At 64.9% G+C, this 23715-nt stretch carries 22 protein-coding genes; 7 read left to right on the top strand and 15 right to left on the bottom strand.

What is annotated here, in order from left to right; translation table 11 throughout:
* Window positions 1–1083: 1083 nt before the first annotated feature.
* Window positions 1084–1254: a hypothetical protein gene (locus M9952_16325; protein MCO5314490.1), complete on the top strand. Its 171-nt coding sequence runs from the start codon at window positions 1084–1086 to the stop codon at window positions 1252–1254.
* A 186-nt stretch (window positions 1255–1440) separates the two neighbouring features.
* Entirely contained in the window at window positions 1441–2718 is a 1278-nt protein-coding gene (locus M9952_16320) for an ISL3 family transposase (protein MCO5314489.1), read from the top strand.
* A 122-nt stretch (window positions 2719–2840) separates the two neighbouring features.
* Here the strand turns inward: M9952_16320 and M9952_16315 are convergent, their stop codons facing one another.
* Window positions 2841–3107 carry a hypothetical protein gene (locus M9952_16315; protein ID MCO5314488.1) on the bottom strand — a complete coding sequence of 89 codons (267 nt, stop codon included), beginning with the start codon at window positions 3105–3107 and terminating at the stop codon, window positions 2841–2843.
* 39 nt (window positions 3108–3146) lie between these two features.
* Between M9952_16315 and M9952_16310 the strand changes: the two genes are divergently transcribed.
* A complete protein-coding gene (locus tag M9952_16310; GenBank protein ID MCO5314487.1) occupies window positions 3147–3725 on the top strand; it encodes a TIGR03086 family metal-binding protein in 579 nt (192 codons plus the stop codon).
* Window positions 3726–3774: 49 nt separating this feature from the next.
* Here M9952_16310 and M9952_16305 read toward each other — a convergent pair whose 3' ends face one another.
* Entirely contained in the window at window positions 3775–4290 is a 516-nt protein-coding gene (locus M9952_16305) for an alpha/beta hydrolase (protein MCO5314486.1), read from the bottom strand.
* A 388-nt stretch (window positions 4291–4678) separates the two neighbouring features.
* On the opposite strand from M9952_16305, the gene M9952_16300 reads away from it, so the two are divergent.
* Both M9952_16300 and M9952_16295 read left to right on the top strand, forming a co-directional pair.
* Window positions 4679–5251, top strand: a complete 573-nt coding sequence (locus M9952_16300; GenBank protein ID MCO5314485.1) for a hypothetical protein — start codon at window positions 4679–4681, stop codon at window positions 5249–5251.
* Between the two features lie 223 nt (window positions 5252–5474).
* Window positions 5475–6971, top strand: coding sequence for a SulP family inorganic anion transporter (locus M9952_16295; GenBank protein MCO5314484.1), 1497 nt, complete (start codon window positions 5475–5477; stop codon window positions 6969–6971).
* 57 nt (window positions 6972–7028) lie between these two features.
* On the opposite strand, the gene M9952_16290 is transcribed toward M9952_16295, so the two are convergent.
* A complete protein-coding gene (locus M9952_16290) occupies window positions 7029–7874 on the bottom strand; it encodes a hypothetical protein (protein MCO5314483.1) in 846 nt (281 codons plus the stop codon).
* A 25-nt stretch (window positions 7875–7899) separates the two neighbouring features.
* The gene (locus M9952_16285) at window positions 7900–8742 is read right to left on the bottom strand and encodes a class I SAM-dependent methyltransferase (GenBank protein MCO5314482.1); all 843 of its coding nucleotides are present in this window, start codon (window positions 8740–8742) and stop codon (window positions 7900–7902) included.
* A gap of 160 nt (window positions 8743–8902) precedes the next feature.
* Here M9952_16285 and M9952_16280 point away from each other — a divergent pair, with 160 nt between their 5' ends.
* Both M9952_16280 and M9952_16275 read left to right on the top strand, forming a co-directional pair.
* On the top strand, window positions 8903–10135 hold the full coding sequence (locus M9952_16280) for an ammonium transporter (protein MCO5314481.1): 1233 nt from the start codon (window positions 8903–8905) through the stop codon (window positions 10133–10135).
* Window positions 10136–10156: 21 nt separating this feature from the next.
* On the top strand, window positions 10157–10495 hold the full coding sequence (locus M9952_16275; GenBank protein ID MCO5314480.1) for a P-II family nitrogen regulator: 339 nt from the start codon (window positions 10157–10159) through the stop codon (window positions 10493–10495).
* Window positions 10496–10640: 145 nt separating this feature from the next.
* Here the strand turns inward: M9952_16275 and M9952_16270 are convergent, their stop codons facing one another.
* The 11 genes from M9952_16270 to M9952_16220 form a co-directional block, all read right to left on the bottom strand.
* Complete coding sequence (locus M9952_16270) at window positions 10641–11276, bottom strand: MBL fold metallo-hydrolase (GenBank protein MCO5314479.1); 636 nt, start codon at window positions 11274–11276, stop codon at window positions 10641–10643.
* Entirely contained in the window at window positions 11273–12373 is a 1101-nt protein-coding gene (locus tag M9952_16265) for an S-(hydroxymethyl)mycothiol dehydrogenase (protein MCO5314478.1), read from the bottom strand. The genes M9952_16270 and M9952_16265 overlap by 4 nt, the downstream gene beginning before the upstream one ends.
* Window positions 12374–12473: 100 nt before the next feature.
* The gene (locus tag M9952_16260; GenBank protein ID MCO5314477.1) at window positions 12474–14423 is read right to left on the bottom strand and encodes a DUF2207 domain-containing protein; all 1950 of its coding nucleotides are present in this window, start codon (window positions 14421–14423) and stop codon (window positions 12474–12476) included.
* Between the two features lie 72 nt (window positions 14424–14495).
* Entirely contained in the window at window positions 14496–15410 is a 915-nt protein-coding gene (locus M9952_16255; GenBank protein MCO5314476.1) for a crotonase/enoyl-CoA hydratase family protein, read from the bottom strand.
* Between the two features lie 35 nt (window positions 15411–15445).
* Window positions 15446–16357 (bottom strand): ABC transporter permease, encoded by a 912-nt coding sequence (locus M9952_16250; GenBank protein MCO5314475.1) that lies wholly within the window; start codon window positions 16355–16357, stop codon window positions 15446–15448.
* Window positions 16358–17035: a cell division ATP-binding protein FtsE gene (gene ftsE, locus M9952_16245; protein MCO5314474.1), complete on the bottom strand. Its 678-nt coding sequence runs from the start codon at window positions 17033–17035 to the stop codon at window positions 16358–16360.
* A gap of 141 nt (window positions 17036–17176) precedes the next feature.
* Complete coding sequence (prfB, locus tag M9952_16240) at window positions 17177–18286, bottom strand: peptide chain release factor 2 (GenBank protein MCO5314473.1); 1110 nt, start codon at window positions 18284–18286, stop codon at window positions 17177–17179.
* A gap of 12 nt (window positions 18287–18298) precedes the next feature.
* Window positions 18299–21019, bottom strand: coding sequence for a preprotein translocase subunit SecA (gene secA, locus M9952_16235; protein MCO5314472.1), 2721 nt, complete (start codon window positions 21017–21019; stop codon window positions 18299–18301).
* Window positions 21020–21157: 138 nt separating this feature from the next.
* Window positions 21158–21781, bottom strand: coding sequence for a ribosome-associated translation inhibitor RaiA (gene raiA / locus M9952_16230; protein ID MCO5314471.1), 624 nt, complete (start codon window positions 21779–21781; stop codon window positions 21158–21160).
* Between the two features lie 112 nt (window positions 21782–21893).
* On the bottom strand, window positions 21894–22574 hold the full coding sequence (locus M9952_16225; GenBank protein MCO5314470.1) for a hypothetical protein: 681 nt from the start codon (window positions 22572–22574) through the stop codon (window positions 21894–21896).
* A gap of 150 nt (window positions 22575–22724) precedes the next feature.
* Window positions 22725–23591: an SDR family NAD(P)-dependent oxidoreductase gene (locus M9952_16220; GenBank protein MCO5314469.1), complete on the bottom strand. Its 867-nt coding sequence runs from the start codon at window positions 23589–23591 to the stop codon at window positions 22725–22727.
* Window positions 23592–23715: the final 124 nt, after the last annotated feature.

Raw genomic sequence — 23715 nt, 5'->3', positions numbered from 1 at the left:
ACAGCGGGCGCCGGAACAGCTTTGCCATTCAAGAAAAAGAGCAGCGCTTCGAACACTGTCGATTTGCCGCAGTTGTTGTTGCCAACGAAGAAGTTGATACCAGGCTTGAAGCGAATCTCTGTCTCATCCCGCCATGCCTTGATGTTCTCGAACGTAACTGAGCTGATGTGCATAGTTTTCCTCCCGCTGGAAGCCAGAACCGGAACGCGGACGCAGCCCGTTGATATCCCGACCGCGTGTACGTAGGTGGCCCCGTCAACCACCCGTTCCAGGGATGGAGCATATGGCGCCGCGCCATCACTGGGTGGCCTTGCCCAAGCAACGTCCGAGTGCGAGCCTGCCGTCGGGGCAGCGACCGAGTCGTTGCGGGTGCTCTGCTGCAACGACAGCCCAGCTGTGGCACGTGTGCACCCGGGTGTGCAAGAACCGAGCTTGCGGTGTGCAACCGGCTCCGAGCGGACCCGCCCACGGGCCCAAACCCGCACCGTTCCAGGCTTCTCGAATTCAGGGGAAACCCCCACCCCAAGATCCGCAGTCATCCTCCGATGGCTGCGGATCCCTTGTTTTTCGAGGTTCAGGGAGGTGTGACCGTCCAGCCGAGCCGGCGGAGGACCTCGGCCAGGGGGGGTGAGTTCAATGTGGTTGGCTTCAAGAATTGGTTGAAGCTCCTCGAGGATCATGCGCTCGACTGCTGTTGCCGTCATCGGCTTTCCCCCTGTCCCGCGGACGTCCTAACAAACACCTACGCGTCAGATGGTGCCACGAACCCCTGACATGGGTCGGCAGGTTACCCGAACCTCTGAGCCCGGCCGATCTTCTCGGCGTCCAGGCGCGTTCGCCCCCACCGAACGTGGCCGCCGGACCGTCAGGCAGGTGCGTCGTCACCAGCGTGGCTTCCTTGGAGCGCCTTGCACGCTCATCCCACCGCCGTCCGGTCGCGGACCTCGTGCACCACGGTGATGAGCCGGTCGACGTCCGCCGCCTCAAACAGGCCGTCGGGCCCTTCGGGCGCCACATCGGTGTCGTTGATGGGCTGGTTCCTGCGCAGTCCCTGCGTCGGCGAGGTAGTCCTCGTGGTCGCGCATGAACGCGAGCGCCCTTTTTGCGGAACTGTGCGAAGTCATCGACCGATCCGCCGCCCAGTTCAACCTCGACACCTTCGCCGAACTCATCGATGAAGTCGGTCGGCAGCGTCGCGACGATGTCGACGAGTTCGCTGACGGCGGTGTCGTCGAGCTGGTCGGGTTCCCATGAAGTGATCTCGCGGAAGCGCTCGATGAGCCGCAGATGCGGGCGTACGACGAAGTTATCGGGGACTTCGGAGTTGCGGGGGGTGTCGGTGGCGGCGGGGTATCCGCGGGTGTTGGTACGGGGGCTCGGAAAATCGGGGTTCCTACAACCTGAGCCTCCGGAGCCCCCGTGGAAACAGACGCTACGCGCATGTGCGCCCTGCTTGTCGGCTTGCCCGACGTGAACGTGTTGGGTGTCGTCGATGACGACCCTGGCGAACCGATCGAGGTCCATATCGAGACGACCGCCGTGACGGTTGGGTGCAGTGGGTGTGGCACTCGGGCGCGGGTGAAGGACCGGCGGCCGGTCAGCCTGGTTGATCTGCCGGCGTTCGGCCGGCCGGCACGGCTGGTGTGGCACAAGCGCCGCTGGTCGTGCCCCGAACCGGACTGCGACATCGGCTCGTGGACCGAGACCCACCCGCGGATCGCCGCGCCCCGGGCGAAGCTGACCGACCGTGCCGGGCGACGGGTCACCCGCCAGGTCGGGGGTGAGGCCCGGGCGGTCGCGGAAGTGGCCCGCGAGCTCGGGTGTGACTGGCACACCGTGATGGACGCCGTGATCTCCTACGGGACGGTGTTGATCGATGACCCGGCACGGATCGGGCCGGTGGCAGCGCTCGGGCTCGATGAGACGCTGTTCCGCAAGACCGGTCAGTACCGGACCAAGGAGTGGGCGACGTCGATCGTGGACGTGAACATGCCAACCCAACTGCTGGACATGGTCCAAGGCCGCACAGCGGTGCAGGCGACCGAATGGATGGAGAAGCGCCACCAGTCGTGGCGTGACGGTGTGGTGTGGGGGGCGTTGGACATGTCGGGCCCGTACCGCAAGACGTTCACCGACGCGTTGCCGGCCGCTCGGCAGGTCGCTGATCGGTTCCACGTGTGCCAGGCAGCGAACCGCAAGGTCGACGAGTGCCGTCGCCGTATCCAGACCGAGACCCTCGGTCATCGGGGCCGCAAGGACGACCCCTTGTATCGGGGTCGCCGCCTGTTCACCAAGGCCCACGAACGTCTCGACGACAAGGGTGAGGCGAAGCTGATGGGTTTCTTGGAGGCCGGTGACCCCAAGGGTGAACTCCGCCTGATCTGGCACGCGAGGGAGGCGTTGCGTGGCTTCTACGAGCTCGGCGATCCGGTAACCGCGGAGTCGTATCTCGATGATCTGATCGATGACGCGACCGACGACTGCCAGCCGATCGAGGTGCGGTCGTTGGGCAAGATGCTGGCGACGTGGCGAAACCAGATTCTCAACTGGCATCACGCCCGGATCAGCAACGGACCGACCGAGTCGGCGAACAACCTGATCAAGAAGGTGAAGCGTGTCGCGTTCGGGTTCCGCCGGTTCACCCACTACCGGCTACGTGCCCTGCTCTACGCGGGCAGACCCAACTGGGCGGCGCTCGACACGCTCACACCCCGCTGAACTCCGAAGACCCAGTTATCGGCGTTCATCGACGCCACGTCGCTGCGCAGCAGCTCCGCCAACTCTGCGCGTTCGGTCGGGTGGGCGTTGAGCTTGTCGAGCGTTTCGATCAGCTCGGCCCGTCAGGCGAATAGTCGGGTCGACAGCGGCACCCCGGCGCCGCCTTCGTGGCCGCCGGGGTTCTGGCCGAAGTACTCGAGGTTCTGACAGAAATCGAAGATCGCGAAGCTGCCTTTGTCCTGACCCGGCCCGAACAGGTCGAGACGCAGGCGGGTGCCTCGCCCGACCATCTGCCAGAACTTGGTTGCTGAACGCACGATCTTGAAAAACACCAGATTCGCGACGTCGGGCACGTCGATGCCGGTGTCCAATTGCCAGGCCAGCGGCAACGTGCCTGAACCTCGCCGACACGCGCGAGACTGGCCGCTATGACGAACCCATCAGCTGACCTGTACGAGCGCGGCCTCGACCGATTCGAAGAGGTGGCCCAACAGCTGTCAACCGAACAGTGGGACCAGGCTTCGGCGTGCGAGGGCTGGACGAACCTCGACGTCCTGGGTCACCTCGGGAACTCCGTCCGGATGGGTGCCGCCTACCTCCGAGGCGAGCAGCCGGTGGCGCCTGCGTTCGACCGTCCAGCCGATCTGGTAAGCGGCGCGCCGATGGATTTTTGGCGACCGCTGGCGGCGGATGCCCGCGAGGCATTGGCCGGGGCCGACCTCGATCTCGAGATGGACACCCCGATGGGTCGGCGCACGGTCGCCGATCGCCTTGCCTTCCCGGCCATGGACCTGTGGGTCCATGCCTGGGACATTGGCCACCCCATTGGGATCGACCTCGAAATCCCCGCCGAAGTCGACGCGTTCGCCCATCGCTACATCGACCCCTTTCCGCCCGAGATGGTGCGTGGCCCTCAGGGCGCCTTTGGCCCGGAGGTGGAGGTACCCGCAGACGCTACGGCCACCGAGCGGTTCGTGGCCTGGACCGGGCGGGACCCCCGAGCCTGAGTCCGCATCGCGGGTTGCCTATCAGTGGCCTGGGGACCAGTAACGGCCGTCACGAACGGGATGAACCCGTCGCGCCCGGGGTGCGTTCGTAGTCGAGCAGGAGGGAAGCGAGCTCGACGGGTCGCGCGAGTGCAGGGAGATGCCCGCAGGCGATCTCGTCGGGGGTGACTCCAAGACGTTCGCGGACGATTCCGCGTTGGAAGTCGGCCGGGAAGAAGCGGTCTCGCGTCGGGAGCACGAACCTGGTCGGGATGGAAGGCCATGCCTCGAGGGGCCACGGAGTCTGGAAGGGAGCGTCAGACTGATCGACGACGTGATTCCGGGCTTCGTCGATGATCTCCTGGTCAACGTCGTGGAGGAACTCCTCGACAGGGTCAAGCTCCCCATCGGTGGCGCGACCGTCACGTTCTGCCTGTGACCGACGAGCAGTCTCCCACCCGGTGTTGGACCACCATTGGGCGCCGGTCTCGCCCGGCGACGGGATCATCGCTGCGACGAGGACGATCAGGCGAGTTGTCGCAACACGTGCTGCGACGAGCGGGGCTTCACGAGATGCCAGTACCACGAGTCGGATCCGGCTCCGTGAATCAGGGCGAAGGTCGCCATCAAACCCTCTCTCTCGATAGTCCTCGCTGCGCGATGCAGGTCTACCGGCACCGTAGCTGAGGTTCACGCGGCGGCGAACTCGCTCAGGGTCGGGCGAGCATGTACTCATCACACGTCGCCCTTGGTGTCGCGATCCACCATCAGCGCCGCGTCAACCCATCGACGGCCATGCCCAACAGCGCCAGATCCGATCGATCCAACCGTTGACGCCGCCATGTCGTGGTGGAAGTTTTGCACTGAGAGGCCTGGCACGCAGGCGTCTAACAGGGGGAAGAGAAGTGAAGATGATGTACTTAAATATGAACCTTCATCGTCGCGGCATGCGCCGGCTTGTGCCAGTAGCAATCGTGGCGTTGTTTATCGCTGGTGGAGTCGCGTGCTCAAACGACGATGCGACCGACAGCACCACGCCCACCGCAGCGGACGTGGCAACCGAAACCGACATGACAAGCGACGACTCCACCACGACCGCCGCGTCCGGCGAGGCCGACGTCATCGACGTGACCGCCGCCGATTTCGCCTTCGCAGGTATTCCCGACACCGTCCCTGCGGGGTCCCGGTTCTCGCTCACCACGGCCGCCGGCGCGGAGCCGCACGAGATGGTCGTGATGAAGGTGCCCGACGGCGAGACGAGGTCCATCGAAGATCTCGTCGCACTGCCCATGGAAGAACTCGAGGCAATCTTCGCCGGCGACCCGGTGATGGTGCTCATTTCGATGCCGGGCACCACCGACACACCAGGAGTCGTGTTCCCCGAAGGAGCTCAACCAACCGTCACCGAGCCGGGCCGATACATCGTGATCTGCTCATTCCCAGAGGGAACCACACCAGAGGACATCGAGAACGCGCAAGGCCCCCTCGAAGGCCCCGGCACACCCCACTTCATGTTGGGCATGACCGGCGAGTTCACCGTCGAATAGCCACACGGCTCGGAATCAACGTCTCAGCGGCCGCGCGGCAAGGAGTTGCGTCTGCGGCTGGCGCGCGTCGGCCGGAAACGCCGGCCCGTCTTGATACTCACGCGAGACGGCGTATTGGACGTGCGCTCACGAGTCGCCCCCCCCCGTACTCTTCCCTCACGTAAAGGTAGACTTGGACGCTTCGCCCGCCCGCGGCACATACCGCCACCCCCGGAGCCTCCAGATGACCACTGCCCCACTCGTCTCCCCCGACCCAGCCCCGCCGCTGTTGGTCATGTTGCGTGAGCGGGGGCGCCTCCGGATCGAACTGCTCTCCGGCCTCGTCGTCGCACTGGCCCTCATCCCCGAGGCGATCTCGTTCTCCGTCCTCGCCGGGGTCGACCCCCGGGTCGGGCTCTTCGCATCGTTCACCATGGCCGTCACGATCGCGATCACCGGCGGTCGACCGGCGATGATCTCGGCCGCCACCGGGGCCGTCGCCCTCGTCGTCGCCCCGATCGTCGAGCGCCACGGTCTCGACTACCTCGTCGCGACCGTCATCCTCGCCGGCCTGATCCAGATCGCCCTCAGCCTCGCCGGGGCGGCAAAGATGATGCGGTTCATGCCTCGCAGCGTGATGGTCGGCTTCGTCAACGCTCTGGCGATCCTGATCTTCCTCGCACAGATCCCCGAACTCACCGACGTGCCCTGGGCTGTCTACCCGCTGGCCGCCGCAGCCATCGCGGTGCTCGTCGGCTTCCCCAGACTCACCAATGCCGTGCCCGCACCGCTCGTCGTCATCGTGTCGCTCACCGCGCTCGTCGTCGCCTTCGGAATCGGTGTGCCGACCGTCGCCGATCGCGGCCGTCTGCCCGACAGTCTCCCCACCCTCGGTCTGCCACAGGTCCCCTTCGAGCTCGACACCCTGCGCATCATCGCCCCCACGGCCCTCGCGATGGCCATCGTCGGCCTCCTCGAGTCGCTCATGACCGCCAAGCTCGTCGACGACATCACCGACACCCACTCCGACAAGACCCGCGAGGCCCGTGGCCAGGGCATCGCGAATGTCGTCACCGGGCTGTTCGGCGGCATGGGCGGCTGCGCCATGATCGGCCAGACCATGATCAACGTGAAATCAGGGCGGGCCCGCACAAGGCTGTCGACCTTCGCGGCCGGAACGTTCCTCCTCGTGCTCGTCGTCGGCCTCGGCGATATCGTCGGGCGCATCCCGATGGCGGCCCTCGTCGGCGTCATGGTCATGGTCTCGGTCGGCACGTTCGACTGGCACAGCATCCACCCGAACACCCTGCGCCGGATGCCGGCCAGCGCCACCGCCATCATGGCCGTCACCGTCGCCGTCACCGTGTTCACCCACAACCTGGCCTACGGCGTGGGGGTCGGCGTCCTCGTCGCCATCGTCGCGTTCGCCCGGCGTGTCGCGCACTTCACCAGCGTCGAGATCGCCCCCACCTCCAACGACGACCAACGCACTTACCTCGTCACCGGGGCGCTGTTCTTCGCGTCGAGCAACGACCTCGTGTACCAGTTCGACTACGCGAACGACCCCGACAACGTCACCATCGACCTGACCAACGCACAGATCTACGACTCATCCACCGTCGCCGCACTCGACGCCATCACCGTCAAGTACCACGACCGCGGCAAGCGGGTCGAGATCATCGGAATGAACGAACCGAGCGCCCGCTGGCACGAACTCAGCGGGCAACTCGGCTCTCACTGAACGAGCCCGCCGTCCATCCGCCCACCGTCCAGCCAGCCTTTCAGCCAGTCGGGCGACTCAACCCGCGGTCGGCGTCAGGCTGGTGAGCACCAGTTCGGACTGCTCGGTGAACGTCGCGGGACCCTGCAGGTCGAGATCGCGCACGACCTTCACCGGCAGGTTGTTGTCGGCGAAGTAGATCGTCTCGGTCCAGCCTCCGGTGATCGACCCGGCGGCGACGAGCGTGAGCACGACCGGCGTGGTCTCGACCTCGTCGTCCCCGACACGCACAACCTCGCTCGCCTCCTCGACGACGGTCCCGCTGAGCTGGGCGTCGACCGAAATCGGGCCGCCGGACACGTTCAACGTGCACACCGTCTCACGAGACGCAGCCTCACTAGACGAGCCACTCACCCCACCGCGCAACACGTTTGGATCGCAGGTCATGGTCGCCGTCGGTGAGATCGCCCCGACGGTCTGATTCTTGGTGTGCTGGCTCAGAACCAGTTCCCCACCCGACGCGCAATACCGGTTGGTCTCGCGGTGCTCGGCAAACAGGTTGATCGTGAAGTCGAAACACGCATCGTCGACATCGACCGACACGGCGGTAATCGACGCTGGAAGCGGACGGTTCTCCTGCGGAAGCGGTCCGAGTTTGACGACCTCAGTGCCGCTTGAGGCGTAGGTGTAGACCCCTGGCTGAGGACGGTTACCGGCAAGGTCGGTGGCCGCGTCGTCGGTGTCGCTGGCATCGTCGTCCGGCGCTTCGTCGGCAGTGGTGGACGTGGTGGTCGCCCGGTTGCGGAAGTCCTCCAGCGCGTCGTCCTCGGTCACCTCGGTGGTGCCGCGCGGCCACACGATCACCGCGATGACGACGGCGACGACCGCCACAACCGCCGCAATGATTCCTCCGAACTTCTTCATGACGTTGCCTCGCCGGTCGCGCGCTCTACCCAGCCTGGCCCGGGCGCTCACCGCTCGGACGTTTCGTCGCGACCAGTGCGACGGCCTGCAGATGATCGGAGTTGGAACGCATCGCCCGGCGCATCGCGACCACACGGGCCCGCGCCTCGCGGTCGCGCAGCACGTTTCGTACGAAGCGAAGCGCCCCGACGATCCCCTCGTCGGCGAACAAGCGTCGCGGCTCGAGCAGGTGCAGCGGCGCCGTGTGCTGATGCTCGACGACGAGGTCGTAGTCGGCAAGCAGGTCGGTCCACTCTCGGATCGTCAACGGCGACACGTTCACGTGAATCGACGAACTCAGCGACGCCGCAACCTGGTCGCGTTCACCCTGGGTGATCTCGGCTGGGGTGAAGGCGATCTCGTGAAGACCGAACCGTCCGCCGGGCCGCAGCACCCGCGACAGGTCGGCGAGGATCTTGTTCTTCAGCGAGTCTGGCTGCATCGTGAGGTAGGCCTCTCCGGTCACCACGTCCGCGCTCGCATCGGCGAGTCCGGTGTCGGCAGCACTCGCCTGCACCACCCGGCGGTTCGGACCGGCCAGCATCGCCTCGACAAGGTCGGCCGCCGCCGGATCCCGGTCGACGCCCGTGTAACTCGCCGGTGCCGACTCCAGGATCAGCCTGGTCGTCGCCCCCAACCCGGGGGCCACCTCGACCACGTCATCGCCGCGGCTCACTCGCAGGTCGGCGAGGACCTTCGAGGTCAACTCGACGCCGCCGGGGCGAAGCACACGCTTACCCAATCTGGCCAAGAGCCAATGTCCCGGCATTCGCGAGGACTCGAGCGCCTCGCCGGGAAGATGCGGTGTGGAATCAGTGATGGTCGCCATGGTGTAAAGCTACCCTAATATCCGTCGATTGCAAGACCTACAGCCCTTCGAACGAGCCGCGCAACCTGTTCACAGAGCAGAAACATCGACGAAGCGGCACCGCAATCGACCCTCTGCAGACTGCTCCTCGCAACTCCTCGAACGAAAGTGAGTAACTGCGATGGAAGAGCAACTCGCACAAGCAGCGGGGCACGGAGACATGGCTTGGATCCTGGTTTCTGCCGCACTCGTGCTGTTCATGACCCCCGGCCTGGCCTTCTTCTACGGAGGCATGGTCCGGACCAAGAATGTCCTCAACATGTTCATGATGAACTTCTGGTGCCTGTTGGTGATCCCCCTGTTGTGGGTGGTCGCCGGCTACAGCCTCGCCTTTTCTGGAGACGGCAAGTTCCTCGGCAACCTCGACAATGCGATGTTCAAGAACTTCGACTTCGCCAGCATCGATCCGCTCTGGGCGATCTTCCTGGCGACCTTCGCTGCGATCACCCCGGCGCTCATCTCCGGCGCTGTGGCCGACCGCATCAAGTTCTCCGCATGGGCGGTCTTCGTGCCGATCTGGAGCCTGCTCGTCTACGTCCCGGTGACCTACTGGATCTATGGCGGCGGCGGATGGTTGAAGGACCGTGGCTCCCTCGACTTCGCTGGCGGCACCACGATCCACATCAATGCCGGTATCGCCGCATTGGCCATGATCTTGGTCCTCGGCAAGCGCAAGGGCTGGCCAGAAAAGACCCCAACCCCGCACAACATGCCCTTCGTCATGCTGGGAACCGGCATCCTGTGGCTCGGCTGGTTCGGATTCAACGCTGGCTCGGCCGGCGCTGCCAACGGCGTCGCAGCCCAAGCCTGGATCAACACGCTCGTCGCCGGCGCAGCAGCAGGCCTCGCCTGGAGTCTCACCGAGAAGGTCCGTGACGGTCACTTCACCAACCTCGGCGTCGCCTCTGGCATCGTTGCCGGCCTCGTCATCATCACCCCGGCCGCCGGCTTTGTGACCACCGGTTCGGCCATCCTCATGGGCCTCATCGGCGGCCCGATCTGCGCCCTCGCAGTCGGCCTCAAGACCAAGCTCGGCTACGACGACGCACTCGACGTCATCGGCGTTCACTTCATCGGCGGGCTGGTCGGCTCGATCCTTCTCGGCTTCTTCGCCGACAGTGCCGGGCTGTTCAACGAGGGCGGCTTCTCCGACGGCGTGTTCTTCGGCGGCGGGACCCACCTGCTCGTCGAACAAATCGTGGCCAACGTCGTCACAATCGTCTATTCCTTCATCGTCACCTTTGCGATCGCCAAGGTGCTCGACAAGACCATCGGCCTGCGGGTTGACGAAGATGTCGAGATCGAAGGTCTCGACATCCGCGAACATGCAGAAACCGCCTACAGCACCCTCTGATCGTCTCGAAAGGACACGTACATGAAGCTCGTAACCGCAATCATCAAGCCCTTCCGGCTCGACGGAGTCAAGGAGGCGCTCAAGTCCATCGGCATCGAAGGCTTGACCGTCGCCGAGGTCCAGGGGTTCGGACGCCAAGGTGGGCACACCGAGACCTACCGAGGCGCCGAATACCAGATCGACTTCGTTCCGAAGATCAAGATCGAGGCCGTCGTCGACGACGCAGTGGCCGACCAGGTCATCGACACCATCGTCAACGCCGCACGAACCGACAAGATCGGTGACGGCAAGGTCTGGGTCACCGAGGTCGAAACCCTCGTTCGAATCCGCACCGGCGAGCGCGGAGCCGACGCCCTGTAGCGGGTTCAGCGCACTCCGCCACCGTTCTTGATCCATTCGAGAAAGGGGGTATCCAACGCCGATGGGGGTCCCGCACAACACGTGCGGGACCCCCATCATTTTTGGGTCAGCCTTGCGTCGGTTCAGGCACCGCGTCGGTATGGGCTCAGCCCTCGGCGCCGAGTTCGGTTCGGACCAGGTCCTCGATCAGTTCGCGTTCGTTGCCGATCGTGGTGGAATCACCGTGGCCGGTGTGGACCACGGTCTCGTCGGGCAGGGTCAACAGACGCTGCCGGATCGTACGCAGGATCGTGGGGCGGTCCGAGAAACTCCGACCGGTCGCACCGGGCCCGCCGCAAAACAGCGTGTCGCCCGAATACAGCGTGGCCGACGCGATGTCGTGAAAGCAGCAACACCCGGGCGCGTGACCCGGTGTGTGCAACACCCCGAGTTCGTGCCCGCCCGCCGAGATCACCTGCCCCTCGGCCAACGCGATGTCGACGCGACGGTCCGGATACACCACCTCCCACAACATCGTGTCGTCGGGGTGCAGCGAGATCGGTGCGTCCACCGCGTCGGCGAGCGCGCCCGCAGCGTTGATGTGGTCGTTGTGACCGTGGGTCAACAGGATCTGACGAACCCGGCGGCCACCGACCGCGTCGACGATCCGGCGATGGTCGTGAGCCGCGTCGATGACCACGACCTCCAAGTCGTCGCCGACGATCCAGATGTTGTTGGTGACCTCGAAGTCCTCGCCGTCGAGGCTGAAAATTCCGTCGGTGGTGACGAGTTCGACGCTCATGATGGCGCACCGTCGATCGTGACGACCGAACGCAACACCTCGCCACGCTCCATCTTGTGGAACGCCTCTTCCACGCCGTCGAGCGAAATGGTCTCGCTCACGAACCGGTCGAGGTCGAGCCGGCCCTGCAGGTACAGGTCGATGAGCATCGGGAAATCGCGCTCGGGAAGACAGTCTCCGTACCAGGAACTCTTCAGCGATCCGCCGCGCCCGAACACCTCCTGGAACGGCAACTCGATGCGCATCTGCGGGTTCGGCACCCCGACCAGAACCACCGTCCCGGCAAGGTCGCGGGCTTCGAAGCACTGCTGGTACACCGCCGGGTTGCCGACGGCGTCGATACACACATCTGCACCAAACCCGTCGGTGATCTCCCGAATCCGCTCGACCGCATCCTCCTTCGCAGAGTTCACGGTGTGGGTGGCGCCGAACTGTCGCGCCCACTCGAGCTTGCGGTCGTCGAGATCGACCGCAATCACCCTGGTCGCGCCGGCCAACACCGCTCCGGCGATGGCCGCGTCGCCCACTCCCCCACAACCGAACACCGCGACGGAGTCGCCGCGTCGAACCTGCGCCGTGTTGAGCGCCGACCCGAGCCCGGCCATCACCCCGCACCCGAGCAACCCCGCCGCAACCGGGCTGGCCTGCGGGTTCACCTTCGTCGCCTGACCCGCTGCCACGAGCGTCTTTTCGCAGAACGCTCCGATGCCGAGCGCCGCGGACAACTCGGTTCCGTCGGTCAACGTCATCTTCTGGGTGGCGTTGTGGGTGGCGAAACACAGATGGGGCAGGCCCTTCTTGCACGCCCGGCACTCACCGCACACCGCACGCCAGTTCAACACGACGAAGTCGCCGACCGCAACGTTGGAAACGCCCTCACCCACCTCCTCGACGATGCCGGCCGCCTCGTGACCGAGCAGGAACGGGAACTCGTCGTTGATTCCGCCTTCGCGATAATGCAGGTCGGTGTGGCACACCCCGCACGCCTGCACCCTCACCACGACCTCGCCCGGTCCTGGATCGGGCACGACGATCTCCTCGATCGAAACGGGTTCCCCTTTGGCCCTCGCAATTACTCCACGCACGGTCTGTGCCATGGTCGCTCCCCTCACTGGTCGATCCGCACCGCCGTCTCGGGTGAGGACGGGGCGCACTGTGGCGAGTCTTGCAGAGCGAACCGATTGGCGGGCCCACCCATCACCACGATGAGCCGCCGCCACCGCCGAATCCGCCGCCGCTGAAACCACCGCCTCCGCCGAAGCTTCCTCCGGACCACGATCCGGAACCGGAACTGGCCGACGAGGGCGCCGCGGCCGCGAGGGCACCGGTGGTGTGGGTGGTGAAACTGTTCATCGCCCAGGCGAAGTGGATCGGGTCGTATCCGTACGGGCTCGTGTACCACACGCCGAGGCCCATCTCCTCGGGCGACAGGCCGAGGTCCTGGAAGGTCTTCGCCCAACGCTCAGTCGCTCCGAACACGATCGCGTACGGCAGATACTGGGCGAACACGTTGTGCTGTTCGGCATAGGCCATCCGTTCACCCTCGCCGGCGTCGAACAGTTCTTTGAACCCTCGAACCCGGCTCAACATCGCCGAGCCCCTCGCAGTGCGGCGCGGGAAAAGCTTGGCGGCGGCGACCAGCACCAGACCGACCACCGGAATTGCCAGCACCGGCAGCGCCCAGTTCGACACCTTCGCGGCGAGGAAGGTCAACACGACTCCGGCAATCAACACCAGAACCCCGAGGCCCACGTAGCTTTCGCGCACCTTGTCGGGACGCCTCGGAAACCACCCGGCGGCGACCACGTCGTCGTAGAGCCGCGACTGAATCAACTTCATTTTCTCGGCGAACCGGGTCTTCAGTTCGCTCAACAACACCGAGTCCGACCCGCCAGAAAAGAGGCTGTCGAGCAGCAGCTTCTCGGCCGGCAACAACTCCTTGTCGTTGGCTGACTTCAGCGACACCAGCTGGAAGTCGCCGCTGTCGCCCCCAAAGCCGAGGAACCCCTTCGACCGGGGCGCGATCTCATCGATCCGTATCCACCCGCGGACCGCCAGATCGACCAGCATCGCACTCACGTCGAGGTGATGGGCGACCTCATCCCACAGGGTGCCCATGTGGCCCGGGCGAATGTTGTCCGGCGGTACGAACTCCACTGTCGGGGTGTGCTTCGAGAACAGTTTGCGGGGGGCTTCTTCGCCGCTGTCGTTGCCGAACACATAGTCGATCTGGTCGCCGACAAAGTGACGGTCGCGGCCATGGCGGTAGCCGAGAAACCCCAGCCCTGCGAGCCCGCCCAACAGGCCGACCGCCGCGGTCACTCCGGTCGCCGGGGTCACCTCGAAGGAATCCGCGAGGGTGCGCTCGCGTTCGAATTTCGCCGAGGCCATCGGCCGTGCGACGACGCCGCTGGGGAACTCGACGGCGACCGTCAGCCCGCTTCGTGCCCGCAGGAGATTCTCGCTGGCCGACACCGTCGAACCGCTGACCGCGATCTCGCTGCACGGCGCCGTCGACTCATAGGGCCCAGCGAAACACCAGTTGCGCGATGGTGAACCCGGAAGCGACAGCTTCGCGGTTGTCGACTCGATGGGAACGTCCCAGCCGTTGCCGGTGATGTTGTAGGCGAATTCGTCGGTGTGCTCGAAGGTGTTCATCACTCCGGCCATGTGGTAGCGGATGGTGTAGGTCCGCACCCCGTCGACGTACCGATCCGGATCCCCGATACGCAGGATCGTGTCGATGCCATCAGACGACGTCATCTGTTCGACATCGTCGGGGGTATCGCCGCTCCCCGTTACCTCCACCTTCGAAATCGGCGTCAACCGCCACCAGGTGCCCGGCTTCTCGCCCTCGGGAGCCTCGCCGGTCCAGCGTCCACGCGTCGGGATGTAGCGCTGAATGCCGTGACGCGAATTCGGGCCGAAGTCGTAGACGATGGTCTCGACGACGTCGATCGAGCCGTCGTCGTTCAAGGTGATCTCGGAATCGAACGACTCGATCTGTTCGACGTCGCCGCCTTGGCGCATCGGCCCGCGCCCGACCGTCGCCCAAAGGTCATTCGCACCGGATGCGCCGGCTGCAGCCGCCCCCACGCCGAGAACGGCGATGAACGCGACGACGATCGCCGCCACTGCACCGGCCACGCGACCGCGATCTCGAGACGGACACACCGACGACCTCATTGCCGACCTCATTGCCGAGAGGTTACCGGCGCGTCATTCGAAGTCTGGTTCGTCCCAGAACGGATACCAGTCGGGCAGATCCGCGCTCACCTTGCCCTGCCACTGCGGCGATCGACGTTCGAAGAAGCTCATGACCCCCTCCAACGCGTCCGGCAGGGTGCCGGTGTATTGGACCGCGCGGCTGTCGATGCGATGCGCAGCCATCGGATGCGATGCGCCAAGGAGCTGCCACAACATGGCTCGGGTCAACGTCGTCGACACCGGGGCGGTGTTGTCGCGGATCTCCGCGGCAAGCGAATAGGCGGCCGCCAGCAACTCGTCGGGTTCGTGAACCGAGCGGACCAGGCCGCCCGCAAGCGCCTCGGCCGCTCCGAAGATCCGCCCGGTGAACATCCATTCCGCCGCCTGGCTGATCCCCACGATCTTGGGCAGAAAGTACGTCGAGGCGGCCTCTGGGGCGATGCCGCGGGCGTTGAACACGAACCCGAGTTTCGCCTTGGTCGACACCAGGCGGATGTCCATCGGCAACGTCATCGTCACGCCGATGCCCACCGCCGCGCCGTTGATCGCGCCGATCACCGGCTTTCGCGACGAGAAGATGCGCAGACTCGTCATGCCGCCCGTGTCGCGAAAGACCCCGTTGACCACGAGCGAACGCAGCAACTCGGCCAACGCGGGGTCGACCTCCGCGGTTCCACCCGCGCCCGACGCGGCCTTGTCGTAGTCGAAGGTATCGGCACCGCCCGACAGGTCGGCCCCGGCGCAGAATGCCCGGCCGGCCCCGGTCACCACGACCACCCGGACGTCGTCGTCGGCGTCGCTGAGGTCGAACGCCGATCGAATCTCGGCCATCATCGTGACCGTAAACGCGTTCATCTGATCGGGTCGATCGAGGGTGATGGTGGCGATGCCGTCCGCGACCTCGTAGCGAATCTGCGAGAACTCCATGCCGGGTGTCTAGCCGATCGCCGCCCCGGCGAGTCTCAGTTCTGGTTCTCCCGCAGGTACCACATGGTCGACACGAAGGCTCCGACCACGCCGACCACCACCCCGACCACCAAGATGAACAGGAAGGTTCCGGTCTGCTGGCTCGAGGTCCACACGAACTTCGACAGGATCGAGTCGGACTCCATCGAGTCGCCGGTCCCGCGCCATCCCAGGCCCATCAGCCACGCCGCGGCCACCGCGATCAACGCCCCGACGAGGCCCTGGATGAGCCCCTCGATGAGGAACGGTATTCGGATGAACCAGTTCGTCGCCCCGACGAGGCGCATGACCTCGATTTCGCGGCGCCGGCTGAACACCGCCGTCTGAATGGCGATGAAGATCAACACGACCGACGCCGCCAACAACGCGATGACCGCAAGCAGCATCCAGTTACGGATCTTGAGGGCGACGTTTTGGATCGCACGCACCTCATCGGAGGGGAAGTCGACCTTGTAGACCCCCGGTTCGGGGGCGTAGGTGTCGGCGAGTTCCTTCACCACCGCGGCGTCAGGATTCTTCGGCTTCACCATGTAGGAGGTCGGCAGGTCTTCGGCCGAGATGTTGTTCTGAAGGGTCGACTCGTCCTCGGAGAAGATCTTCTTGAAGAGCTCGTAGCTCTTCGCATGGTCGTAGTACTCATAGGAGTCGACCTGCGGGCTCTGGTCGAGTTCGGTGCCGATGGCGTCGATCTGATCCTGGGTTGCGTCGTGTTCCATGTAGACGATGAACGACACGTCGTTGTTGAACCGCACGAACGCGTTGTCGAGGCCGTAGTACCCCAACAGCACCGTGATGCCCAGCATCGTCAACGACACCGCCACGATGAGCACGGTCGCGATCGACAACAACCAGTTGCGGACGAGATTGGTCCCGGTCTCCCGGGCGAGATAGTCGAGGCGAATCGCCATTTACTCGTACACCCCTCGGGCTTGGTCACGAACGATCTGGCCGCCCTCCAACTCGATCACGCGGCGCCGCATCACATCGACGATGCCCCGGTCGTGGGTCGCCATCACCACCGTGGTGCCGGTTTTGTTGATCCGGTCGAGCAGTTTCATGATGCCGATCGTGGTGTTCGGGTCGAGGTTGCCTGTCGGCTCGTCGGCCAGCAGGATCAGCGGACGGTTCACGAACGCCCGGGCGATCGACACACGCTGCTGCTCACCACCGGACAGCTCCGACGGGCGGTTTTTCGCCTTGTGAGCCAGGCCGACGAGTTCGAGGATGGCCGGCACCTGGGTCTTGATCTGTTGACGCGGCCGGCCGATCGCCTCGAGCGCAAACGCGACGTTCTCCTCGACCGTCTTGTTCGGCAGCAGTTTGAAGTCCTGGAAGATGTAGCCGATGTTTCGACGCAGGTACGGCACCTTCCAGGTCGGCAGGCTGGCGATGTCCTTGCCGGCGACCCACACCTTGCCCTCGCTCGGCAGTTCCTCCCGGTTGAGCAACCGAATGAACGTCGACTTACCCGAGCCCGACGGCCCGACCAGGAAAACGAACTCGCCTTTTTGGATGTCGACGTTCGCGTTGCGCAACGCGACGTGGTCGTTCTTGTAGACCTTTTTGACGTTCTCGAGTTTGATCACGCGCTACATCAATTCGTTGGGGACAGTGCGACGCTCCCACGCGAAGCGACAAGATCCTACCGGCACCGCTCGTGGCAGCCGGGGCACGCGCTGAGAGCAATTCAGACTGGGATCGCCGCGGCCGAACGCCACAGCACCCGTCTAGGACACGCCGCCAGCGCGCTCCCACCGCAGGTAGCCCTCCATCAGGGCGTCGAGGTCGCCGTCGAGGACGCCGTCGACGTTGCCGATTTCGACGTTGCTGCGAAGATCCTTGACCTGCTGATACGGGTGCAACACATAGCTGCGGATCTGGCTTCCGAAGTTTGCGTCGAGCTGGTCGCCGGTGATCTCGGCAATCTTCGCCTCGCGCTGTTGACGTTCGAGGTCGAGCAGCTTCGCTTTCAACACCCGCATCGCCTGGTCCTTGTTCTGGAGCTGGCTGCGTTCGTTCTGACAACTCACCACGATGCCGGTGGGCAGGTGGGTGATGCGCACCGCCGAGTCGGTCACGTTGACGTGCTGACCGCCGGCACCGGAGCTGCGGTACACGTCGATGCGCAGGTCCTTTTCGTCGATCTGCACCTCCGAGGAGGTGTCTTCGATGAACGGCGTGATCTTCACCGACGTGAAGCTCGTCTGACGACGTGCCGCATTGTCGAACGGCGAGATCCGCACGAGGCGATGCACCCCGTGTTCTGAACGCAGATACCCGTAGGCGTAACGGCCCTTGATCTCGAACGTCGCCGAGCTCACCCCGGCCTCGGTACCCGGAGAAGCCGAATCGATCGTCACGTCGAAGCCGCGCTTTTCTGCCCAGCGCAGGTACATGCGCATCAGCATCTCGCACCAGTCCTGGGCATCCACCCCGCCGGCCCCCGAGTTGAACTCCACGATGGCGTCGTTCTCGTCGTATTCACCGGTGAACAGCGCCCGAAGCTCCAAGTCGTCGAACTGAGCGGACAACGAATCGACCGCCGCGTTGATCTCGGGTTCGAGCGACTCGTCGCCCTCCTCGCGGGCGAGCTCCGCAAGGGTCGCGGCATCGTCGATATCGCCCTCGAGTCGCGCATAGACCGCGAGGTCGTCGCTGATCGAGGCGAACTCGCGTTGGATCTTCTGTGCCGCGTCCTGGTCGTCCCACAGATCGGGGCGCGCCAACTCGGTTTCGAGCTGAGGGCGCCTCGCCCGCAGCTCGGCAACGCGCAGATACTGCTCGGCATCCCCGAGGCGGCGCGTCAGATCGGACAAGGCGTTCGAAAAATCTTGCATGACGGCCCGAGGCTACCTGCCGTGGCACACCTTGAACTTCTTGCCCGAGCCGCAGGGGCACGGTTCGTTGCGACCGACGTTGTCGAACTCGCCGTCCTTCACCACGGGTCGCTGTGCCTCCTCCGAAGACCCGGAGTCCGCCGGATCCTCGCGTCCCTCCTCCGAGGCACGCTCGCGGGCCACCGCCTTGATGGAATCGGCGCCATCGGCGGCCTGCTCGTCGGGCGCCGTGTATTCGACGTTGGTCGGTTCGGGCTCCGGCGGCTGTTGCACCAGTTGGATGTGCATGATGTAGCGCACGAAATCCTTGCTCACGGTATCCATGAGCTGTTCGAACATGTCGAAGCCCTCGCGACGCCACTCGGTGAGCGGATCCTTCTGACCCATGGCCCGCAACCCGATGCCATCCTGGAGGTAGTCCATCTCGCGCAGGTGCTCGCGCCAACGTTGATCGATGATGCGCAACATCACCTGACGTTCGACGTCACGCATCCGGTCGGTGCCGAGCTCATCCTCACGGGCCGCATAATGATCACGGGCGTCGTGCATGTAGAACTCGTAGAGCTCATCGGTCGAGGCGACCTCCTCGGCCGTTGCCTCGCTGACCGACACCGGCCAATACGTGTTCAACTCGTTGTGGAGCGCTTCGATGTCCCACTCCTCCTTGAAGTTGGACACGCAATAGCTGGAGATCGTGGAATCGACGACCTCGGCGAGGCTGCTCATCGCCAGCTCCGACAGGTCCTCGCCGTCGAGGACGAGGTCGCGGCGCTGGTAGATCACCTTGCGCTGCTCGTTCATCACCTCGTCGTACTTGAGCACGTTCTTGCGAATCTCGGCATTGCGCTGTTCGACGGTGTTTTGCGCACGCTCGATCGCCTTGGTCACCATCCGGTGCTCGATGTGTTGGTCATCGGGCCAGTTCTTGCCCATCACCATCGAGATAGCCCCGGTCGCGAAAATGCGCATCAACTCGTCGTCGAGGGACAGGTAGAAGCGGCTCTCCCCCGGGTCGCCCTGACGGCCGGATCGACCGCGGAGCTGGTTGTCGATTCGCCGCGACTCGTGGCGTTCGGTACCGAGCACATACAGCCCGCCGGCCTCGCGAACCTTGTCGCCATCGGCCTTGCACTGCGCTCTGAAGGTGGCGAGCGCCGTGTCGTAGGCGGCCTCCCACTCTTCGGTCCCCTCTTCAAGCCCCTGGGCGATGCACTCGCGGTGAGCGAGTCCGTCGGGGTACCCGCCAAGCAGGATGTCGACGCCGCGGCCGGCCATGTTCGTCGCTACGGTGACCTTGCCCGATTGCCCGGCCTGAGCGACGACATCGGCCTCGCGGAAATGCTGCTTGGCGTTGAGGACCTCGTGTGGCACTCCCCGCTTGTCGAGGATCCGGCTCAACTTCTCTGACTTCTCGACCGAGATCGTGCCGACCAGCACCGGCTGACCCCGTTCGACCCGCTCCTCGATGTCGTTGGCGACGGCGTCGAACTTGGCGTCCTCGGACTTGTAGATGAGATCCGACTGATCGAGGCGCACCACGCCACGGTGCGTCGGGATACTGACGACCTGCAGGTCGTAGGTGGTCATGAGCTCGGCGGCCTCGGTTTGAGCCGTACCGGTCATCCCCGCGAGCTTGTCGTAGAGGCGGAAGTAGTTCTGCAAGGTGACCGTCGCGAGGGTCTGGCTCTCCTCTTTGATCCGCACGTTCTCCTTGGCCTCAACAGCCTGGTGGATGCCCTCGGACCAACGACGACCCTCGAGCACACGACCGGTGAATTCGTCGACGATCTTCACCTCGCCATCGGCGATCAGGTAGTCCTTGTCGCGGTGGAACAGCTCTTTGGCCTTCAGTGCGACGGTGAGCTGGTGAGCGAAGTTCGAACTCACGTCGTCGTACATGTTCTCGAGGCCGAGAGCCTTTTCCACCTTCTCGATACCCGAGTCGAGGGGTGACACCGTGCGCTTTTCCTCGTCGACCTCGTAGTCGACGTCGCGCTTGAGCGCCCGGGCGATCGTTGCAAAACGCGTGTAGAGCTTCGCGGTGCCGTCGAGTTGCCCCGAGATAATAAGCGGCGTACGGGCCTCGTCGATGAGGATCGAGTCGACCTCGTCGACGATGGCGTAGACGTGGCCGCGCTGTACCTGGGTCTCACGACTCATCGCCATGTTGTCGCGCAGGTAGTCGAAGCCGAACTCATTGTTCGTTCCGTAGGTCACGTCGCACGCGTACTGACGGCGCTTGTACTCGGGATCCGGGCGCCCCGGCACGATCAGACCGACCTCAAGGCCGAGCCAGTTGTGCAGCCTGCCCATCTGTTCGGCGTCGCGGGTGGCGAGATAGTCGTTGACCGTGATGACGTGCACACCCTTGCCGGTCAAGCCGTTGAGATACACCGGAAGGGTCGACACCAGGGTCTTGCCCTCACCGGTCTTCATCTCCGAAACCCAACCGAAGTGCAGGCCGGCGCCGCCCATGAGCTGCACGTCGTAATGCCGCTGCCCCAACACTCGAACCGCCGCCTCGCGGGTCACAGCGAAGGCTTCGAACAGCAGGTCGTCGAGGGGTTCGCCGCGCTCCAGGCGCTCACGGAACTGGACGGTCTTGTGGCGCAGGTCGTCGTCGGAGAGGGATTGCATCTCTGGCTCGAGCACGCCGATGTCGGGAACGAGATCTGCAAGCACTCTGACGTTCTTGCGGTCGCCGCCCCGGAGGATTCTGTCGAACATTCCCATAGTCGCGGGTCATCCTACCGCTGCGCTACCCATACCTCTCCGCCACCTAACAAACCCGTGGTCCGGGATGCCTCGCCGACACCTCGAGCCACGGATTTGTCAGGGCATCGTTTGCTTGAGGTCGGCCCGTGTGGGACCTCAGGACTCGTTCTCGGCGACGTCGATCAGGCCGACGTGGCCGTCGTCGCGGCGGTAGACCACCGCCGCCGATCCCGTCTCGGAGTTCGTAAAGAAGTAGAACCCGTGACCCACCAGGTCCATGCGCATCGCTGCATCGAGCGGGCTGAGCGTGAGGTTTTCCACGACCTTGCTCTTGACGATCTGGAACGACTCGACGTACTCGGCGATCTCCTCGACCGAGTGATCGGCAGCGGCTGGAGTCTCATCGTCGAGCAATGCTGCGGACAGATCCGCGGAGGTGTCCGCCTGCTTTTGTTTGCGCACGTCGCGGAACCGCTTCTGCGCCGACAGTTTCGTCTTCAACTTGCGCAGCTGGTTCTCCAGCTTCTCGATCGCGAAATCGGTGGCGGCGAGCTGATTCGGGCCGTTGGCCTTCACGCGGACGTGGTGTCCATGGCCCGCCAGCGTGACCTCACACACGTCCTTGTGGTCTGCGAGCCGCGGATTCTTCTCCTCGAAGAAGTGGACGTCGGCCGATTCCATGTCCAAGAACTTGCCGCCCAGCCGGGACACCTTTTTGACGACCAGGTCCCGATCCGACGGCGACATCTGGGTGTTACGGCTGCTCACGTTAACCTGCATGTGACCTCCTCTTCGCCCGAACGCCACGACGTTCGAGGACTTCGTTGGTCACCGAGACTGTAGGCCGACTGTGCCGCCCATGCGCGCCGGATCCGAGATTGTGCCGAACGGCTCATGGCGCGGTTGTGGGTTGGGTCAGACCAGGGGCGGGGGTGGCAGCGATCGTGGCGCCGATCACCCGTCGCGCACCGGCGCTACGCAACGCCTCCGCCACCGCGTTGAGTGAGGCTCCGGTGGTGCGCACGTCGTCGACCACCGCCACGCACCGTCCGGGCAGGCGGCCCAACGCGGCCGAGCTCGGGCGAAACGAGGTGTCGCTGCGCTCGGATCGGGTGCGGCCGCGTTGCGACACCTCGGAGTTCCGTTCGACCGTTGCCATGGCCCGCACGCCGAGTTCACGACCAACCGCTCGAGCCAACAACTCGGCCTGGTCGTATCCCCGGTCGCGTCGATGCCGGCGCGAGGTGGGCACCCACGTCACGATGCCGACCGGGTCGGGCGCACTGGCGTCGATCGCGTCCGCCAGCAGATGCGCCCAGGTCGGCATCGCATCGCGATGATTGTCGTACTTGAGGCGGGCGATCGCGGTGCGGCCAGCTCCCGAGTAGGCGAACAGTGCGACGGTGGCGTCGAGTGCGACGACATCGCCCGCATCCGGTGGGGGCGCCGGCATCAACAGGTCGGCGCATCGCTCGCACAGTCGGGTGTCCACCCGCCGACAGATCGCGCAGTGCTCGGGAAACAACAACAGCGCCGGGCGTAGCAGGCTGGAGGATCGCAGTCGTAGAGCCATGAGGCCGGACCCTACCCACGACCCCCGACACACCCGCGCCGTCACCCGCGCCCCGCCTGTTCTCCGATAACCAGTGGTCGTGATCACGACCACTGGTTATCGGAGAACGGCGTTTTGGGCGACAGGCGGTGCGGGTTGTGGAGCGACGCGTCAGTTCGACGCGTCGCCGAAACTGAACACCGGGTTGTCGCCGGCCAACATGATCTCGGTGTTGCGGCGCACCATCTCGTTCCAGGCGGGGTGGGTCAACACGTAGAAGCGTCCGTTCGACACCGCGTCGAAGACGAGGTCGGCGACTGCAGCCGGATCGATACCGTCGTCGACCAACGAGCGGAAGATCGCGGCCGGGCCGTCCTCGCCGAGGTCCTCCGGTTCGGGCCCAGCGGCAGCATGGGCGCCCTCGGTCGGGCGGTTGCGTTCGGAATGCGCGATCTGGGTCCGTACCCACCCCGGGCACAACACCGAGACCCCGACGCTCGACTGCAGAAAGGCGAGCTCGTGGAACATGGACTCGCTGAGTGCGACCACGCCGTGCTTGGCGACGTTGTAGGGAGACATGAACGGCGGCGACGTCACGCCGGCCATCGACGCCGTGTTGACGATATGGCCGCCGCCAGACTGCTCGATGAGCGGGGTGAACACGCCGACACCGTGAATGACGCTCCACAGGTCGACCTCGAGGATCCACTTCCAATCCGCCTCGCTCACCTCCCAGCTGAGTCCCCCGCCCGAAACGCCGGCGTTGTTGCAGGCGAGGTGGATTCCCCCATGGGCCTCCATCGCCACCGCTGCGATGCGTTCAATGTCCTGCCGCTTCGACACGTCGGCGACAACGCCCGTGGTGTCGATTCCCTCGGCCTGAAACTCGGCGACCGTCGCATCCAACACGGCGGTTTCGATATCTGCCAACACGAGTTTCATCCCCGCCGAACCGAAGCGCCGGGCCATCGCCCGGCCGATGCCGGCTGCGCCGCCGGTGATGACTGCGACCTTGCCGTCGAACTCTGTGATCGTCATGGCCAGATCATGGTGCATCCACCGCCCGAGCGCTCCCCAAACGCCCCAAAAGCCTGCCCAACGCCCGCCCAAAACGCCGTTCTCCGATAACCAGTGGTCGTGATCACGACCACTGGTTATCGGA

This window comes from Microthrixaceae bacterium, from assembly GCA_023957975.1.
Classification (GTDB): domain Bacteria; phylum Actinomycetota; class Acidimicrobiia; order Acidimicrobiales; family Microtrichaceae; genus JAMLGM01.
The sequence above is the reverse complement of the archived record's forward strand: the minus strand, read 5'-3'. Positions and strand labels throughout refer to the sequence as shown.